We start from the raw sequence: 16,919 nt of genomic DNA on the forward strand, positions 1-16,919 counted from the left end.
TGCGACGATCACCGTGCAGGTGCGAGGTGTGGGTCGATTTGTCGATTCGGCGTTACGTGCGATTCGCCGCCGACGGTGTTGCTGTCCGCATCTGCTTGCGCTTGCCTTTGGCGCAGAACGCCGGGTAGGAGGCCAGGATGACGACCAGTGCGACGACGCTTTGCAGAAGGCTGATCTGCGTCTTCGGATCCATCGCCATGCTGACCAGAACCGCGACGATCGTGACGGTCACGAGGAGCGGCAGCCACGGATGGCCCCACATGCGCAGCTTCAGCACGCCACGACGTTCCCATTCGCCTCTTAGCTTCAGTTGCGACAGGCAGATCATCAGATAGACGAACAGAAACACCGCACCCGACGAGTTGATCAGGAAGAGGAAGACCGTATCGGGCCAGAGCGCCGCGATCACCACACAGCCATATCCGACGAGCGTTGACGCGATGACGCCCAGGGCAGGGACGCCGCGTCCATTGACACCTCCCAGCCACTTCGGTGCTTCGTTGTTCGAACTGAGGACCAGCAGCAGACGCGACGATGTATAAAGTCCGGCGTTGAGCACGGACAGCACGGCCACGAGGATCACGGCTGTCAATACGGTTGCGGCACCGGGGATGCCAATCTTTTCGAGCGTCGCCACGAACGGGGATTGGCCCGGCACGATGGCCGTCCACGGCTGGGCAACGACGATGAAGAACGCGGAAAGAACGAAAAAGATCAGGATGCGTGCCATCACCGTATTGACCGCGCGGCGAACGTTGCGCTCAGGATGCTCGGATTCGGCAGCCGCAATGGTCGCGACTTCCACGCCTGTCATGGAGAAGATCACGACCACGACGCCCGTGAACAGCTTGCCCACCCCTTTGGGAAAGAAGCCACCGTGGGCGGTGAGGTTGGAGAACGTCGCGGTCGATCCCGGCCACAAATGGAAGACGTAGGCGCCCGCAATGATCAGGAAAGCGGCAATGGCGACGATCTTGACGCCAGCGAACCAGTATTCGGCTTCGCCGAACGATTTGACGGACAACAGATTGAGCGCCGTCATCATCACCATCAGCCCGAGCGAGATGATCCAGACGGGAAGGGTGGGCAACCACGCATGAATGGTCTGCCCGCCGACGACGGCCTCGAACCCGACCACGATCACCCAGAAATACCAGTACAGCCATCCCATCGCATAGCCGGCGACATCGCCGTAAGCGAGGCGCGCGTAGTCGACAAACGACCCCTTCGTGGGGTGAGCCGCCGCCATTTCGCCCAGCATGCGCATGATCAGTGCGACGATCAGCCCGGTGATGGCGTAGGTGATGAACGCGCCGGGTCCGGTCGATGCAATGACCGCGCTAGAGCCTACGAACAAGCCTGCTCCGATCACGCCTCCGAGCGCCAGCATGCTGATGTGCCGGGTTTTCAGAGCATGTTTCAGCCGTGGGTCGAGTTCCGTCTGAATAGGCATTGGTTGTCTCCTGGAATCGAAATGTGTCTTTTGTTACCTCCATTAAAAGCAAAGCGCGCGGGCCAGGCTATGCGCAAAATGTCGATTCGAGGGACAGCGCTTATACAAATGTATGACTATCCGTCTGATGATTTCAAAGGGGCATCGGACAGCAGATTGGCAGCCTTTCCCGCCTTAAGGGCCAGCCACAATCGCGTGATGCCGTCGGTCGTGGTCGGTTTGACGCCGGTTAGCTGCTCGATTTGTTTCAGGCGGTAGACGAGGGTCTGGCGGTGGATCGTCAGGTCGAAGGCGGCGGATTTCCAGTTGCCGTCGTTCTCCAGAAACGTCATGAGCGTCGGGAGCAGGGCGGTGCCGTGGACGCGGTCGTATTCGATCACGGGACCGAGGTAGCGGCCGACCAACGCACTCGCCTCGGCAAGCGACCTCGGCATCGTGATGTAGCCGGTGTCGACTTCTCCGTAGCGCACGAGATCCTTTCCGGCTTCGTGCGCCTGGGCCAGCGCGAGGCGCGCCTGGCGCACGCTCTCGCGAAAGCCGGCTGCCTCCGTGACAGGCCCGCTGATGCCGGCCACGGTGCCCTTGCCCAAGCCGAAGCGCAGGCATTCCAGCGTGTCCACGTGATCCTGAGCCAATACGAGCAGCACGTCATCGTCGAGCAGCAGGGGCGTGCGGGCGTGCAACGGTGGCGCATGGTGGATCTCGGCTGCGCTCCAGGGCCCCTGCTTTCCGGGAGTGAGCGCGAGCACGACGAGTGTGCCCGTCAACCCGCGGCGCTCCAGCATGGGGCGAAAGGAAAATTCGGCCTCGCCTTTCAAGAGGCTGCGCAAGAGCGCCGCGCCTTCCTCTCGCAGTTTGTCGCGGTCGATCATCATCCGTTCCAGCTCGATCGCGAGCAGGCCGAGCAGAGAGCGCACCAGCAGGGGATCCTGCATCGCTTGCGCGTCTCGGCGGTGAATGACCAGGTCCGCTTTCGCCCGCCCGCCGATCGCGACGCGTTCGACAAAGACCGGGTCGGTCTCGACAGAAGTGGGCAACGGGTTCGAGGAAACGATGATCGAGCCGCTGCGCGCGTCTTCGATTGCCAGCCCGAGTCGCAACCGGTCGGATAGCACAGTCAGTCGTCCGGCCATGTCCGGCACTTCGCGCAGGGCGGCCGCATACGTCTCGAACAGTTGTTCGCTGGCTCTGAAGCGCTCGCGCTGGGCTTGCAGCACGCTTTCGATCACATGCTTCGACAACTGCACGAATTCAAGCTCGAAGCTCGCTTCGAGCACCGGGAACATCAGACGGTCTGCCGCGTCGAGCATCTCGCGTGAGAGTTCCGGCGCATCGGCCCGGCGCGCGACGACCAATGCACTGGCATGGCTGCTCGCCAGCTTCTCCAGCCAGATAATCTGGTCGGAAGCCTCGCGCGGCACGCCTGCACCCGTCGTCATGACCAGATTGCCGCCGGTAATCCATCGCCAGGGATCGGGAAGGTCAACGGCATGGGCCCAGGTGATCGTCCGCGTCAGTCCGGACAAGCCAGCGATAGCCGTCAGTTTCAGGGATTCGGTATCCAGCAACTCCTGCACGGTAATCATCGCTTGCACTCGAAAGGTAGATAGAGGAGAGGATTTGAACGCCCTCAAGCGGATCACAACGACACCGGCCGGCAGCACGGTTCAACGACGTGCTGCCACGGGTCTACCGCGAAAACCTGGCTTGCCAGGCATGGTTGTCGGGAAGGTCCGCAAAGGTCATGGCGCCGGCGCGAGGGTGGACGCGCTTCTGAGCAGGATTATGCAAGGAGTGGCGCGATGGACATAAATGGCTCGTGGCTGGATCGGAAGGGGGGCGGACCGCCCGGAACGCGTCGCTGCCTTAAGCCCCCTGGCGCAACGGAGCGCATACAATTGAGCCGGACACACAGATAGTGGAACGGCGATGCGCATTCTCGTGATCGAAGACGAGCCGAAAACCGGCGCCTACCTGAAAAAGGGCTTCGAGGAATCCGGCTATGCGGTGGACGTGGCGGCGGACGGCGCCGAAGGCCTGATCCTCGCGAAGGAAGCCGCGTACGACGTGATCGTGCTCGACGTGATGCTGCCGACCATGGACGGCTGGGCCGTGCTCAAGACCCTGCGCGCCACCCACGCCACGCCCGTGCTGTTCCTCACCGCGCGCGACGACGTGGCCGACCGCGTGAAGGGGCTGGAACTGGGCGGCGACGACTACCTCGTCAAGCCATTTGCGTTCGTCGAACTGCTCGCGCGGGTGCGCACGCTCGCGCGACGCGGGCCGCCGCGCGAGAGCGACGTGCTGGCGCTCGGCGACCTCGAAGTGGACGTCACGCGGCGGCGCGTGAAGCGCGGGGCGAAGCGCATCGACCTCACGCCCAAGGAGTTCTCGCTGCTGCAACTGCTCGTGCGCCGCCAGGGGGAAGTGCTCACGCGCACGCAGATCGCCTCGTATGTGTGGGACATGAACTTCGACAGCGACACCAACGTCGTGGAAGTCGCCATTCGCCGCCTGCGCGCCAAGGTCGACGACGAGTTCGACATCAAACTGATTCACACGGTGCGCGGCGTGGGCTACGTCGCCGAAATCAAAGGGCCCGCCTGATGGCGCGCATGGCCGCTCGCTCGCTCACCGCCACCCTGGCGCTGAGCTTCGCCGGCACGACGCTGGCGGTGTTCGCGCTCGTGGGCAGCACGCTCTATTTCACGCTCGACCGCGAAGTCAAGCGGCAGGACGATCTGGACATCGTGTTGATCTCGCGGCATACGCGCCGGCTCGCGCAGGAACTGCACGACGCGGCGGACGTGCGCGCGCACGCCCAGCGGCTCACGAGCCAGGTGCTGGGCAATCCCGCGCTTTCGATGGAGATGCTCGACGCGAGCGGCGAGCGACTGTTCGAGCACAACACCGAAAGCATTGCCGACGCGCTCTTTCCCCAGGCTGCCCTTTCCCGGCGCCTCGGCCCGGCGCAGCGCATTACCGAAGACGACGTGGTGGAGTGGCGCAACGCGTTCGGCGTGCCGGTGCGTGGAATTGCCACCGCTGCGTCGCTCACCGACGGCACGCAGGTCACGACCGTGATCGCGCGCGACATGACCGACCGCTGGCGCCTGCTCGACCACTATCGCGAGCGGCTTTACGGCTTTGGTTTCGCGGGCATGCTGCTCGCGTTCCTGATGAGCTGGATGCTCGTGCGCGAGGCGCTGCGCCCGCTGCGGGAGATGGCCGAGCGCGCGGCCACCGTCACGGTCGACCGGCTCGATACGACCATCGAGATCGAGCGCGCGCCCAGCGAGCTGGAGGCGCTCACGAAGTCGCTGAACGCGATGCTCGATCGCCTGCACGGCGGCTTCGAGCGCATGTCGCAATACACGGCCGATCTCGCCCACGACATGCGCACGCCGCTTGGCAACCTGCGCGGCTCGACCGAAGTGGCGCTGGCGCGCCCGCGCAGCACGGCGGAATACGAAGCGCTGCTCGAATCGAATCTGGAGGAATGCGAACGGCTTTCGCGCATGATCGAAAGCGTGATTTTTCTCGCGCGCGCGGAGCACCCGCAATTCATGACGACGCTTGCGGCGTTCGACGCCGAGCAAGCGCTCGCACAGATCGCCGACTACTTCGAAGGTCTTGCCGACGAGGCCGGCGTGCATATCCGCGTGGCAGGCCAGGGGCGGCTGCGCGCGGACAAGGAACTGTTCCGGCGCGCGGTGGGCAATCTGCTCGCCAACGCGCTGCGCTATACGCCGCGCGGCGGCGAGATCACGCTGCGCGTGGACGAAACGCCCACGGCCGTGGAGGTCACGGTGGCCAATCCGGGCACGCCGATCGACGGCGCGCTGCTCGAACGCATCTTCGACCGCTTCTATCGCGCCGACGCCTCGCGCCATAGCGAGCCGCGCGCGGGCGCGTCGGCGGGCCTCGGGCTCGCCATCGTGCGCACGATCATGACGCTGCATGGCGGCTCGGCGCGCGCCGAGAGCGACGCGACGAGCACGCGCTTCATCCTGACGTTCGCGCGGCCTGAGGCGTCGCGCTGAGATTGCGCAGCGTGGCGCGGTCCCAGCCTCCGCCGAGCGCCTGGAGCAAACGCACGCTCGCGTCGAGCCTGCGTCCCGCGATCTGCTGCTCGTTGCGTTCGTTCGCGAGCGCGATGGTCTGCGCCGTCACCACGTCGAGATAGTTCACCGCGCCCGCCTGGTAGCGGTTGGTCGTGAGCTTGAGCGAGAGTTGCGCGGCGGCCGTCGCGCGCTGCTGGCTTTCGGCTTCGCTCGCCAGCGTGTCGAGCGCGCTCAGGTTGTCTTCGACCTGCTGGAACGCCGTGAGCACGGTTTGCCGGTAGCCGGCCACGGCCCCGTCGTATTGCGCATTGGCGCCCTTGAGCGTGGCGTCGCGGCGGCCGCCGTCGAACAGCGTGCCCGCGAGCTGCGAACCGAGCGACCAGAAGAGGCTAGGCGCGCTGAGCCACGGCGCGAAGAACGTGCTTTCGAGCCCCGCCGTGGCCGAAAGCGTGAGGTCGGGATAGAAGGCCGCGCGCGCCTCGCCGATTCTCGCGTTGGCCGCCGCCACGCGCCGCTCGGAAGCGGCGATGTCGGGGCGCCGTTCGAGCAGCGCCGAGGGCACGCCCGCCGGAATCTGCGGCACCACGACGGGCGCCACCTGCGGCGGCAGCACGAACGACGAAGCGGGCACGCCCACCAGCGTCGCGATGGCGTGCTGAAGCTGCGCACGCTGGACGTCGATGTCGCTGTCCATCGTGCGCGCGCTCTCCAGTTGCGTTTGCGCCTGGGCGACCGCCGAGGCGTCGATCGCGCCGTCGGCGAGCTGCTGCTGGACGATGCGCAGCGCCGCCGTGTAGGCGGTCACGGTGTCGTCGAGCAGCTTCTTCTGGCGGTCGAGCGTGCGCAAATCGAAGTAGTCCGAAGCAAGCTGGCTCGTCACGGAGAGGCGCACGGATTCGAGGTCGGCCTCGCTTGCCTGGGCGTTGGCGTGCGCTTCGGTGGTGGCGTCTTTCACGCGGCCGAACAGGTCGGGCTCCCAGCTTGCCGTGACGCCCGTGGAATAGTCGGGAATCGTCTTGCCCGCGAGCGACCGGTCGACGAGATTCTGCGAGGTGCGGTAGCGCTGCGCCGCCACGCCCGCCGTGACCGTGGGCGCATAGCCCGCGCGCTGGTAGTCGATCATCGCGCGCGCGGCTTGCAGGTTGGCCACCGCCTGACGCACGGTCTGGTTCGACACATCGACGCGTGCTTCGAGGCTGTCGAGTTCGTTGTCGCCGAAGATCGTCCACCACGGGCCGCGCGGCTTGCCGTCCGCGGGCGCGGCGACGGCCCAGCCGGGAGCGGCCTGAGGGGCATTGGCGGGCTGAGTGGCATAGTGCGCCGGTACGTCGACCGAAGGCACGCTGTAATGCGGCAACGTGGTGCATGCGGCGAGCGAGGCGGCCGTGCAGGCCACGACGATCGTGCACAACGGGGTGAGGGGGCGTTTGAACATGATGGACCTCGCCATTCAGGCTTTGTTGCCCGGCGCGGACGTTGCCGTCACGTGCACGCTTTGACCGTTGGCGATGGCGTCGCCGGGATTGTCGATCACCCGGTCCGATGCGGCGAGCCCCGTGGCGATCTCCACGTAGGTGCCGAAGTCGCGGCCAATGGTGACCTTGCGCAGTTGCACCTTGTCGTGCGCGTCCACCACCGCGATCGTCACGCCGTCGGGGCGGAACAGCAGTGCGCTCACGGGCAGTTCGAGCGCGGGCGTGGCCGTGGTGAGCGCGAGATGCACCTGCGCGTAAGCGCCGGGCATGAGCGCGCCGTCGTGGTTGTCCACGTCCACTTCCACATGCAAGGTCCGGCTCACGGGGTCGATCACGTTAGAGGTGCGCGCGACGCTCGCGGCGAAGCGGCGGCCCGGATATTGTTGCGTCGTCAACCACACGGCGGTGCCGGGCGTGACGAGGCTCGCGTCGTCCTGCGGCACATCCACGTACACGCGCAGCCGGTCGGTCTGCGCGATATGGAACAGCTCGCCCGGCATGGTGGCGAGGCCGGGCGTGCCGCCCGCCGTGACGAGCGCGCCCACCTGCACGTTGCGCGCGGTGATCACGCCGTCGAAAGGCGCGGTTACTTTCTGGTACGAAACCAGCTCCTGGAGGCGCGACACGTTGGCCTGCGCGGCCTGGAGCGTGGCGAGTTTCGCAGCGGCGTCGCTCGTCTTCGCCTGTGCGTCCTGGGGCGAGACCGATTGCGTTTGCAGCATGGTCTGCCAGCGCTGCGCCGTGCTGCTCGCGAAGCGATAGTTGGCCTGCGCCGTGGCTGCGTCGGCGCGCGCCTGCTGGAGTTGCGCGTCGAGTTCGGGCGTGTCGATCTGCGCGAGCGTCTGGCCGGCCTTCACATGCGCGCCGATATCCGCGTACCAGTGCTGGACGTAGCCGCTCGTGCGCGCATAGATCGAGGCGTCGGCCCACGACATGACCGAGCCGGGCAGCAGCAGGTCCTGGCTGGCGGGCGCGCGCTGCGGCACAAGCGTCGACACGATCAGGTCGCGCTGCGCCGCCACCTGTTGCGCTTGCGCGGTGCGCGCTTCGAGGCGCGGCACGATGCCGGCGGCGAGCAGCGCCGCGGCGAGACAGGCGAGGCCGATCACCAGGGCGGCGCGGCGCGGTTTCGCCGGGGCGGCTTCGGCGTGCGCGCCAGGCTGCGCGTTGGCGTCGCGATCGTCGGACGGGCCGGACGGGTTGGTTGGGTTCATTGGGAATCCTTATTCAACGTGATGGGTAGCGTTGGTGCGGGCGTTGTCTTGCGCATCGCGGGCGGCACGGCGTTTGGCGAGCCAGCCGTGCACCATGCAGAAGACGACGGGGACGAACACGAGCGTCGAGAGCGTGCCGATGGCGAGGCCGCCGATCACGGCGCGCCCGAGCGGCGCGTTCTGCTCGCCGCCGTCGCCGAGACCGAGCGCCATCGGCAGCATGCCGATCAGCATGGCGAGCGCCGTCATCAGCACCGGGCGAAAGCGGTTGAAGCCCGCGTCGAGCGCCGCCGCGAGCGGCGACATGCCGCCGGCGAGCGACTCGCGCGCCGTGTTGATGACGAGAATGCTGTTGGCGGTCGCGATGCCCATGCACAGGATCGTGCCCGTGAGCGCCGGCACGCTGAGCGTGGTTTGCGTGACGAACAGCATCCACGCGATGCCGGCAAGCGACCCCGGCAGGCCGCTGATGATGATGAGCGGGTCGAGCCACGACTGGAAGTTCACGACCATCAGCAGATAGACGAGCGCGATGGCGAACACGAGGCCCGCCGCGAGGCCGCTGAACGAGGCGTTCATCGACTGCACCTGGCCGCGCACGACGATCGACGAGCCGGGCGGCAACTGCGCGCGCGCGGCGTCGACGAGACGATTCACGTCAGAGGCGACGCCGCCAAGGTCGCGCCCCTGCGTCGAGGCGAAGATGTCGAGCACGGGCTGCACGTTGTAGTGCGACACCACGGCTTGCTGCTCGCCGCGCGAGACCGTGCCGAGCGTGCCGAGCTGGTTTTGCGGATTGACCTGCACCGACTGCGTGGTCACCGGAATGTTGGCGAGCGTTTGCAGCGAATGGATGTCGTATTGCGGCACTTCGGCCATGAGCGGATAGCTCACGCCGTTCTTCGGGTCGAGCCAGAAGTTCGGCGTGGTCTGTGAGCTGCCCGAGAGCGCGACGAGCAGGTTCTGCGCGACATCGCGCTGCGTGAGCCCGGCCTGCATGGCTTTGGTGCGATCGACGTTCACGTTGATGGTCGGCTCGTCGCCGGGCTGCTGGATGCGCGCGTCGACGAGGCCGCGCACGCCGCGCATCTGGTCGAGCAGACGATTGGCGACCACGCGGTTTTCGGCCAGCTTGTTGCCGACGATCTGCACGTCGATGGGGGCGGGCAGGCCGAAGTTGAGGATCTGGCTCACGATGTCGGCGGGCAGGAACGCGAACGTCACGCCCGGAAACGCGGCGTTGAGGACGTTGCGCAACTTCGCGACATATTGCGCGGTGGGCTTGTGCTTCGGCGCGAGCGTGATGAGGATGTCCGAGTCTTCCGGGCCGATGGGGTCGGACGAGTCGTACGTGAGGTTGATGCCGCTCACCGGCACGCCGATGTTGTCGAGCACGGCGGCCTGTTCGGAGGCCGGAATCACGCTGCGGATCTTCGCTTCCACTTCGTCGGTAATGCGCGCCGTTTGCTCGATGCGCGTGCCGGTGGGCGCGCGCAGATGCAGCCGGATCTCGCCGGTGTCGACGGCGGGGAAGAAGTCGCGGCCCGTGAACGGCACAAGCACGAGCGAGCCCAGGCACAGCGCGAGCCACAGCACGATGAAGCGGCGGCGCTGCGCGATGGCCGCCTGCAACAGCGCGCGATAGCGGTTGCGCAGCGCTTCGAAGCGCGTTTCGAAGGCGGCCTGGAAGCGCGACAACGCTCCTGCGATGCCGCGCGCGGGCGCGGCGTTCGGGTCACGCGCGCGCAGCAGGTACATGGCAAGCGTGGGAATCAGCGTGCGCGAGAAGAAGTACGACGCGCACATGGCGAACACCACGGCCTCGGCCATCGGCACGAACAGATAGCGCGCGACGCCCGAGAGCAGGAACATCGGCACGAACACGATGCAGATGGAGAGCGTGGAGACGAAGGTGGGCACGGCGATCTCGCCCGAGCCGTTGAGAATCGCGTCGTGCAGCGGCGCGCCGCGCTCCAGGTGGTGCGTGATGTTCTCGATCGCGACGGTTGCGTCATCAACGAGTATGCCAACGGCGAGCGCGAGCCCGCCCAGCGTCATGATGTTGATGGTTTCGCCGAGCGCGGAGAGCGCGATGAGCGAGGTGAGCACGGCCAGCGGAATGGTGACGGCGATGATGAGCGTGGCGCGCCAGCTGCCGAGAAAGAGCAGGATCATCGCCGCCGTGAGGCAGGCGGCGATCAGCGCCTCGCGCACGACGCCCGAGATCGCCGACTTCACGAACACCGACTGGTCGCCGAGCGGCGTGATCTTGAGCGCGCTCGGCAGGCCCGCGGCGATCTTCGGCAGCATCGCCTTGACCTGGCTGATGATCGTGAGCGTGGAGGCGCTGCCGGTCTTTTCCACCGTGAGCAGGGCGGCGCGCTTGCCGTCGGCGCGCACGATGTTGGTTTGCGGCGCGTAGCCGTCGATCACGTGCGCGACGTCGCGCACGTACACCACGCTGCCGTTCACGGTCTTGATGGGCAGGTCGTTGAGCGCGGCAACCGTCTGTGTGCTGCCGTTCATCTCCACGTTGTATTCGCGCGAGCCGATCTTCGCGGTGCCGCCGGGCAGGATGAGGTTTTGCGCGTTGACGGCGTTCACCACGTCGGCGGGCGCGAGCCCCTTGGCCTGGAGCGCCTTGGGGTCGAGCTCCACCATGATCTGGCGGATCTTGCCGCCATAGGGCAGCGGCACGGCCGCGCCCTGGACGGTGGCGAGCTGCGTGCGAATGAAGCTGTTGCCGAGGTCGTAGAGCGACTGCTCGGGCAGCGTGTTGCTGGAGAGGCCCAGTTGCAGCACCGGCACCGTCGAGGCGTTGTACGTGATGATGTTGGGCGGCAGCGTGCCCGGCGGCAGGATGCGCAGGATCGAGGCGGAGTTCGAGGCCGCCTCGGCAATCGCGCGGTTGATGTCGGCGCCGGGGTGGAAGAACACCTTCACGACCGAGACCCCGTTGAGCGACTGCGATTCGATGTGCTCGATGTCGTCGACGTCCGAGGTGAGGGCGCGCTCGTAGTTCGAGGTGATGCGATGCGCCATGTCCTCGGCGGAGAAGCCGTTGTAGCTCCAGACGATGCTGACCACGGGAATGTTGATGTTCGGAAAAATGTCCGTGGGCGTGCGCATGATCGCGAGCGGCCCGAGGATGAAGAGCAGCACGGCGAGCACGATGAACGTATAAGGGCGCCTGAGCGCCAGTTTGACGATCCACATGGCGTGTTCCGGGTTGGGTCTGAAAGAGGGGCGCGAGAGGCCGCGCGGTTGATGCCAGTATCGGGAGGAGGCGCTTACCCGCTGCTGACCTCGACATTACGGATTTGTCATCTGCGCGCGTTGCTGCGCGAGGCCTGTGCTCGCGGCGTTCGCGAGAGATAACGAACTCGTAATCGGCGGGTCAGCTTTGGGTCAGCGCCGCGCGACCAGAATGCAGTCAACCTTCGCGACATTGCCGAGGGCGGCTGAAGCGGCATCGCTTTCCGGTGCGGCGGCCATACATTGAGAGGTGAACATCATGAAAGCACTCGTTTCCACCCTGCTCCTCGCCTGCGCGCTGGCCGCTCCGGCCGCCGCTTTTGCGCAGACCGCTCCGACCGCTCAGAGCAGCGCGACGCCCGTCACCCGCGCTCAGGTGATCGCCGATCTCGTGCGGGTGGAGCAGGCGGGCTATCGTCCGTCGGCTTCGGATCTCAACTACCCCGACGACATTCAGCACGCCGAGGCCATCGTGGCGCAGGAGCAGGCGCACGGCGCGACGCCGGGGAGCACGGCGGTGGGCGGCGTGGCGATGACGGGAAGCTCGGACTCGGGCGCGCCCATGATGGCCAGCGTGAGCGAGCGCTCGATCTATGCGGGCCATTGACGGCCTGCATGCCGCGCGGCGGCGCCGGCCATGATGCCGGCCGCCGCGTTTTTTTGCCTTTCCGCTGTTCGTTGCGCACGCAACCTCTCGCCCTTCTCCCTGTTCTGTCCCCTGCTGCGTAATCTTCTGTAAACGTTCAAAGTCCTTCCAGTCAAATAAGAATCGTTTACATTAAAGTTACAAACCCTTATATTTCTCCCTGCGACGGCATTACAAGTCCGGCTGATTACGGACAGGGGAGACCTTCCCCCACGCGACCGTCGCCCATTCCCACCGTACGCGGGCGCGGCCGATTCCATCGCAGCCGTGTCTGCGGCGCATGAGTTTTTCGTAGGCGCCTGCCTGCCGGCTCGCGCAGGACCATGGCCTGGTCTGCGCCAGGCCCGTCGCACGGCAAAGCGCGCCGAACATTCAAACGCCAGTCAATCGGGCCGGCCCTCGCTCACGCTCAGCGAAGGCCGGGGATAGAGCCTGCGCGCTTTCCGTGATGATTCGCAGTGCGACATAGTTTTCGAAACACATTCAAGAAGAACTGGAGCAGTTTGATGAAGCAGAAAGTCACATCGGTTGCGATTCGCCGTCTCGTTTCCGGCGCCGCCACCGCGAGCGTTGCGATGACGCTCACGTCCGTGCCCTTGATGGTGTTCGCGCAAGACCCGGCTGCCACGGCCGAGGCGCGCAAAGACCAGCAGGCTGGCACGCAGGCCGGGTCGCAAGCCACCCAGGCGCTCGCGCAAGCCGGCGGCGACACGCAACTCGCGGCCGCCGAAGGCGGCGCGCTGCCGAAGATCTCCGTCACGGCGGCGCTGCCGGGCAACACCAACGAGGCCACGACCGGCATCGCCCGGTTGCCGGACTCGGTCAGGGACATGCCGCAGACCGTGAATGTGATCCCGCACGAGCTGATCGAGCAGCAGAAAGCCACCTCGCTTGAACAGATCCTCAAGAACGTGCCGGGCATCACGATTTCCACGGGCGAGGGCAACGGCGGCCAGAGCGGCGACCAGTTCAAGATTCGCGGGCTCTCGGCCAAGGGCGATATCTATATCGACGGCCTGCGCGACTTCGGCGCGTACAAGCGTGACAGCTTCGACGTGGACAGCGTGCAGGTCATCAAGGGCGCGTCGGGCGACAGCTTCGGCGTGGGCAGCATCGGCGGTCTCATCAACCAGACCTCGAAGATGGCGAATCTGGAAACGTCGACGAGCATCGATCAGAGCGGCGGCTCAGGCTCGACCTATCGCACGACCGTGGACAGCAACATCAAGCTGGGCGACACCACCGCGCTGCGCGTGAACGGCATGTACCAGAACGGCAACACGCCCGACCGCGACAACGTGAAGGACAACCGCGCGGGCGTGGCCGTGGACTTCGGCACGGGCATCGGCACGAACACCGAGTGGCATCTCGGCTACTCCTACCTGCATCGCGACGGCGTGCCCGACTACGGCCAGCCGACGGCGCAAGGCGCCGACGGCATCTATCGTCCGCTGCTCGAATACGGCGTGCCGGGTCTCGACTCGTCCACGTCCTATGTGCGCAGCACGGACCACGACAAGAGCGACACGCACATTGTCTCGTCGCTGTTCACGAAGAAGCTCAATAACGGCATTCAGATCGACAACGACACGCGCTTCACGTTTTACGAGCGCGACTTCTCCTCGACGAATCCCGCCGCGATCAGCAACACCGATCTGAAGAAGCTGCTGGCGGGCCAGAACGTCGCGCTGTCGTATGGCGCGGGCGGCGGCGCCGCGTATCTTCAGCGCGGCATCGGCGTGCAGAACGTGACCACCGCGAAGGGCGAATTCGATCTCGGGCCGTTCCGCAACCGCGCCGTGGTTGGTCTCGACATGAACTATCAGCGCGACCATCGCGACCAGGGCACGTGGACGGGCCGCGTGAACAACCAGACCGTGGTCAATCCGCAGTATCAGATGCCCGCGGGCTGGTCGCTCGGTTACGGCGCGACCACGCGCGACGCGGAGTCGTCGGATATCGGCCTGTTCGCGAACGACCGCATCTGGCTCACGCAACAGATCTCGCTGCTCGGCAATCTGCGCTGGGACTATTTCCGCAGCAAATACTGGACCAACGCGACCTCCGTTGCGGGCGGCACGGCCTCGTCGAGCAAGCTCAGCCCCGCGATTGCGGCGATGTGGGAGCCGACGAACAATTCGATGTTCTACACGTCGTTCTCGCGCACGTATCGACCCGTGGGCACCGACATTGCGCTCGCCGTGGGCGGCGTGCAGTCGGAAGTGCCGCAAGACGGCGTGGGCAATGAGCCGGAGCGCGCGGACACTGTCGAAGTGGGCACGAAGCTCGACTTCCTCAACAAGCGACTGGGCGTGACGGCCGCGCTGTTCCAGACGCGCAAGTCGCATGCATACACGATCGACCCGGACACGGGCGAACTCTCGCCGGGCTTCTCGGACAACGGCGAAGGCTATCGCATTCGCGGCGTGGAGCTCGGGCTCACGGGCTGGATCACGAACAACTGGTCGGCCAACATTGCGTATGCGTACCTGAACGGCATCGTCACCGAGGCGAGCGCGGCGACGTCGATCGGCAAGACGGCGCCGGGCGTGTCGAACAACAACGTCACGCTGTGGACGAGCTATATCGTGCCGCATTCGCTGCTGCCGCTGCCGGGCAAGCTCACCGTGGGCGGCGGCATGCAGTACGCCTCGGGCTACTGGGCCGATTCGGCGAATACGGCGCGCATGCCCAACAACTTCTCGCTCGACGGCATGATCGGCTACGAGCAGGGGCCGTACCGCATTTCGCTCAATCTGTACAACCTCACCGACCATCTGAACTACCAGTCGGCGTTCAGCTCGGCGCGCGCGGTGCCGGCTTCGCGCCGCACGTTCCTCCTGAACGCGGGCGTGACGTTCTGATCGTTGCGGTGGCAACCGATGGAAGCCGATAACCCGCGATAGCGCCGAGCGGCGGCGTACACGATTCCGGTTTTCCGGATCGTGTACGCTGTTCGTCTGTTTACGAAACCCGCCTTCATCATGTTCATTCAGATTCCCGACGTGCTCACGCCTGCCGAGGTGAAGCATTGCCGCCAGGTGCTCGAAGCTTCGCAGTGGGTGGACGGCCGTCTCACTGCCGGCGATCTCGCGGCGAAGTCCAAGAGCAATCTGCAAATTCCGGCGGAAAGCGCCGAAGCGCGCGAACTGGGCGAACTGATCCTGAATGCGCTGGGCCGCAACGCGACCTATCATTCCGCGGCGCTGCCGTTTCGCGTGCTGCCGCCGCGCTTCAATCGCTACGACGTGGGCATGACGTTCGGCACGCACGTGGACAACGCGATCCAGACCGTGCCCGGCACGGGCGGCATGCGCATGCGCGCGGACGTGTCCAGCACGATCTTTCTTTCGGACCCCGATGAATATGAGGGCGGCGAACTCGTGATCGACGACGCGCAAGGTTCGCGCGCCATCAAGCTGCCGGCGGGTCACATGATCGTCTATCACGCTTCCACGCTGCACCGTGTGACGCCGGTCACGCGCGGCAGCCGCTGGGCCTCGTTTTTCTGGGCGCAATCGCTCGTCAAGGACGAAACGAGCCGCGCGATGCTTTACGAACTCGACTGCGCGATCATCGCCCTGCGCTCGGACCTGGGGCTCACGCGCGGCAACGAGTCCGCAGACGAGCACCCGGCCGTACTCCGGCTCGTGAATCACTATCACAACCTGCTGCGCCGCTGGTCGGAGCTGTGAGCCGCACGATGCACATTCCCGCCGATACGGTTTCGCTGTTCGACTACGAACGCCATTTCCACACGCGCGTCGATCCCGCCATTCGCGCCTATATCGCGGGCGCGGCCGCTGACGGCATCACGCAGCGCGAGAATCGCACCGCGTTCGATCGCGTGCAGCTCATGCCGCGCGCGCTGGTCGATATGTCGTCGGCCACGGCGCGCACCACGTTGCTGGGCGAAACGCTCGACTACCCGGTGCTGATCGCGCCGACCGCCTGGCACCGGCTCGTTCGCGAGGAGGGCGAACTCGCCACCGCACGCGCGGCGTCGCTCACGCGCACGTGGATGACCGTGAGCGCGCAGGCGAGCGTGGCGCTCGAAGCGGTGGCGCAGGCAGCGGACGCGCCGCTGTGGTTTCAGCTCTATATGCAGCCGCGCCGCGAAGACACGCTCACACTCGTACGCCGTGCGGAGGCCGCGGGCTATCGCGCGCTCGTGGTGACGGTGGACGCGGCCGTCAGCGGCATACGCAACGTCGAGCAGCGCGCGGGCTTTCGGTTGCCCGAGGGCGTGGAGTCGGTCAATCTGCGCGGCTTCGCTCGTGCCGAGGCGCTCGATGCGCGCGGCGGCAGCCCCGTGTTCAAGGGCTTGCTTGCGGGCGCGCCCACCTGGGCCGACATCGAGTGGCTCTGTCGCGCAACGGCGCTGCCGGTGCTGCTCAAGGGCATCCTCAACGCGGCGGACGTGCCGGGCGCGCTCGACGCGGGCGCGGCCGGCATCATCGTGTCGAATCATGGCGGCCGCACGCTCGACACCGTGCCGGCCACGCTCGACGTGCTGCCCGGCATTGCGGCGGCCGTGAACGCACGCGTGCCGGTGCTGCTCGACGGCGGCGTGCGCCGCGGCACCGACGTGCTGAAAGCGCTGGCGCTCGGCGCGCAGGCCGTGCTGATCGGCCAGCCGGTGCTGCATGCGCTCGCCGTGGGCGGCGTGGCGGGCGTGGCGCACTTGCTGACGCTGCTGCAAACCGAACTCGAAGTAGCGATGGCGCTTACCGGCGTGCCGCGTCTCGATGCGGTGCCGCGCGCGGTCGTGCGTGAGATGAGGCGTGAGACTTGACACCCGACAGCGCCAAT

Annotated in this window: 11 protein-coding genes; 6 read left to right on the plus strand and 5 right to left on the minus strand. The window is 66.2% G+C overall.

What is annotated here, in order from left to right:
* Nucleotides 1-52 precede the first annotated feature (52 nt).
* Nucleotides 53-1,453: an amino acid permease gene (locus C7402_RS35370; RefSeq protein ID WP_116613872.1), complete on the minus strand. Its 1,401-nt coding sequence runs from the start codon at nt 1,451-1,453 to the stop codon at nt 53-55.
* A 116-nt stretch (nt 1,454-1,569) separates the two neighbouring features.
* Entirely contained in the window at nt 1,570-3,039 is a 1,470-nt protein-coding gene (locus C7402_RS35375; protein ID WP_116613873.1) for a PucR family transcriptional regulator, read from the minus strand.
* A gap of 343 nt (nt 3,040-3,382) precedes the next feature.
* On the opposite strand from C7402_RS35375, the gene C7402_RS35380 reads away from it, so the two are divergent.
* Together C7402_RS35380 and C7402_RS35385 are read left to right on the plus strand one after the other, a co-directional pair.
* The gene (locus tag C7402_RS35380; RefSeq protein WP_112176667.1) at nt 3,383-4,060 is read left to right on the plus strand and encodes a heavy metal response regulator transcription factor; all 678 of its coding nucleotides are present in this window, start codon (nt 3,383-3,385) and stop codon (nt 4,058-4,060) included.
* A gap of 8 nt (nt 4,061-4,068) precedes the next feature.
* The gene (locus tag C7402_RS35385) at nt 4,069-5,496 is read left to right on the plus strand and encodes a heavy metal sensor histidine kinase (RefSeq protein WP_116613929.1); all 1,428 of its coding nucleotides are present in this window, start codon (nt 4,069-4,071) and stop codon (nt 5,494-5,496) included.
* On the opposite strand, the gene C7402_RS35390 is transcribed toward C7402_RS35385, so the two are convergent.
* The 3 genes from C7402_RS35390 to C7402_RS35400 are packed head-to-tail and all read right to left on the minus strand — an operon-like array spanning nt 5,459 to nt 11,422.
* Complete coding sequence (locus tag C7402_RS35390; RefSeq protein WP_116613874.1) at nt 5,459-6,952, minus strand: efflux transporter outer membrane subunit; 1,494 nt, start codon at nt 6,950-6,952, stop codon at nt 5,459-5,461. The genes C7402_RS35385 and C7402_RS35390 overlap by 38 nt on opposite strands.
* Nucleotides 6,953-6,967: 15 nt before the next feature.
* Nucleotides 6,968-8,206 (minus strand): efflux RND transporter periplasmic adaptor subunit, encoded by a 1,239-nt coding sequence (locus tag C7402_RS35395; protein WP_116613875.1) that lies wholly within the window; start codon nt 8,204-8,206, stop codon nt 6,968-6,970.
* Between the two features lie 9 nt (nt 8,207-8,215).
* Nucleotides 8,216-11,422, minus strand: a complete 3,207-nt coding sequence (locus C7402_RS35400) for an efflux RND transporter permease subunit (protein ID WP_116613876.1) — start codon at nt 11,420-11,422, stop codon at nt 8,216-8,218.
* A gap of 298 nt (nt 11,423-11,720) precedes the next feature.
* Here C7402_RS35400 and C7402_RS35405 point away from each other — a divergent pair, with 298 nt between their 5' ends.
* The 4 genes from C7402_RS35405 to C7402_RS35420 all read left to right on the plus strand — a co-directional run bounded on the left by C7402_RS35405 (nt 11,721) and on the right by C7402_RS35420 (nt 16,902).
* Nucleotides 11,721-12,068, plus strand: a complete 348-nt coding sequence (locus C7402_RS35405) for a DUF4148 domain-containing protein (protein WP_116613930.1) — start codon at nt 11,721-11,723, stop codon at nt 12,066-12,068.
* Nucleotides 12,069-12,613: 545 nt separating this feature from the next.
* On the plus strand, nt 12,614-14,971 hold the full coding sequence (locus C7402_RS35410; RefSeq protein WP_116613877.1) for a TonB-dependent receptor: 2,358 nt from the start codon (nt 12,614-12,616) through the stop codon (nt 14,969-14,971).
* Between the two features lie 120 nt (nt 14,972-15,091).
* Nucleotides 15,092-15,802, plus strand: a complete 711-nt coding sequence (locus C7402_RS35415) for a Fe2+-dependent dioxygenase (RefSeq protein ID WP_116613878.1) — start codon at nt 15,092-15,094, stop codon at nt 15,800-15,802.
* A gap of 8 nt (nt 15,803-15,810) precedes the next feature.
* Nucleotides 15,811-16,902, plus strand: coding sequence for an alpha-hydroxy acid oxidase (locus C7402_RS35420; RefSeq protein ID WP_116613931.1), 1,092 nt, complete (start codon nt 15,811-15,813; stop codon nt 16,900-16,902).
* The last annotated feature ends 17 nt before the right edge of the window (nt 16,903-16,919 follow it).

It is taken from the genome of Paraburkholderia unamae (assembly GCF_003096875.1).
Lineage (GTDB): Bacteria > Pseudomonadota > Gammaproteobacteria > Burkholderiales > Burkholderiaceae > Paraburkholderia > Paraburkholderia unamae.

Coding starts and splice junctions, on each gene's coding strand:
- C7402_RS35370 (WP_116613872.1), bottom strand. CDS start 1,453: ATGCCTATTCAGACGGAACTCGACCCACGGCTGAAACATGCTCTGAAA.
- C7402_RS35375 (WP_116613873.1), bottom strand. CDS start 3,039: ATGATTACCGTGCAGGAGTTGCTGGATACCGAATCCCTGAAACTGACG.
- C7402_RS35380 (WP_112176667.1), top strand. CDS start 3,383: ATGCGCATTCTCGTGATCGAAGACGAGCCGAAAACCGGCGCCTACCTG.
- C7402_RS35385 (WP_116613929.1), top strand. CDS start 4,069: ATGGCCGCTCGCTCGCTCACCGCCACCCTGGCGCTGAGCTTCGCCGGC.
- C7402_RS35390 (WP_116613874.1), bottom strand. CDS start 6,952: ATGTTCAAACGCCCCCTCACCCCGTTGTGCACGATCGTCGTGGCCTGC.
- C7402_RS35395 (WP_116613875.1), bottom strand. CDS start 8,206: ATGAACCCAACCAACCCGTCCGGCCCGTCCGACGATCGCGACGCCAAC.
- C7402_RS35400 (WP_116613876.1), bottom strand. CDS start 11,422: ATGTGGATCGTCAAACTGGCGCTCAGGCGCCCTTATACGTTCATCGTG.
- C7402_RS35405 (WP_116613930.1), top strand. CDS start 11,721: ATGAAAGCACTCGTTTCCACCCTGCTCCTCGCCTGCGCGCTGGCCGCT.
- C7402_RS35410 (WP_116613877.1), top strand. CDS start 12,614: ATGAAGCAGAAAGTCACATCGGTTGCGATTCGCCGTCTCGTTTCCGGC.
- C7402_RS35415 (WP_116613878.1), top strand. CDS start 15,092: ATGTTCATTCAGATTCCCGACGTGCTCACGCCTGCCGAGGTGAAGCAT.
- C7402_RS35420 (WP_116613931.1), top strand. CDS start 15,811: ATGCACATTCCCGCCGATACGGTTTCGCTGTTCGACTACGAACGCCAT.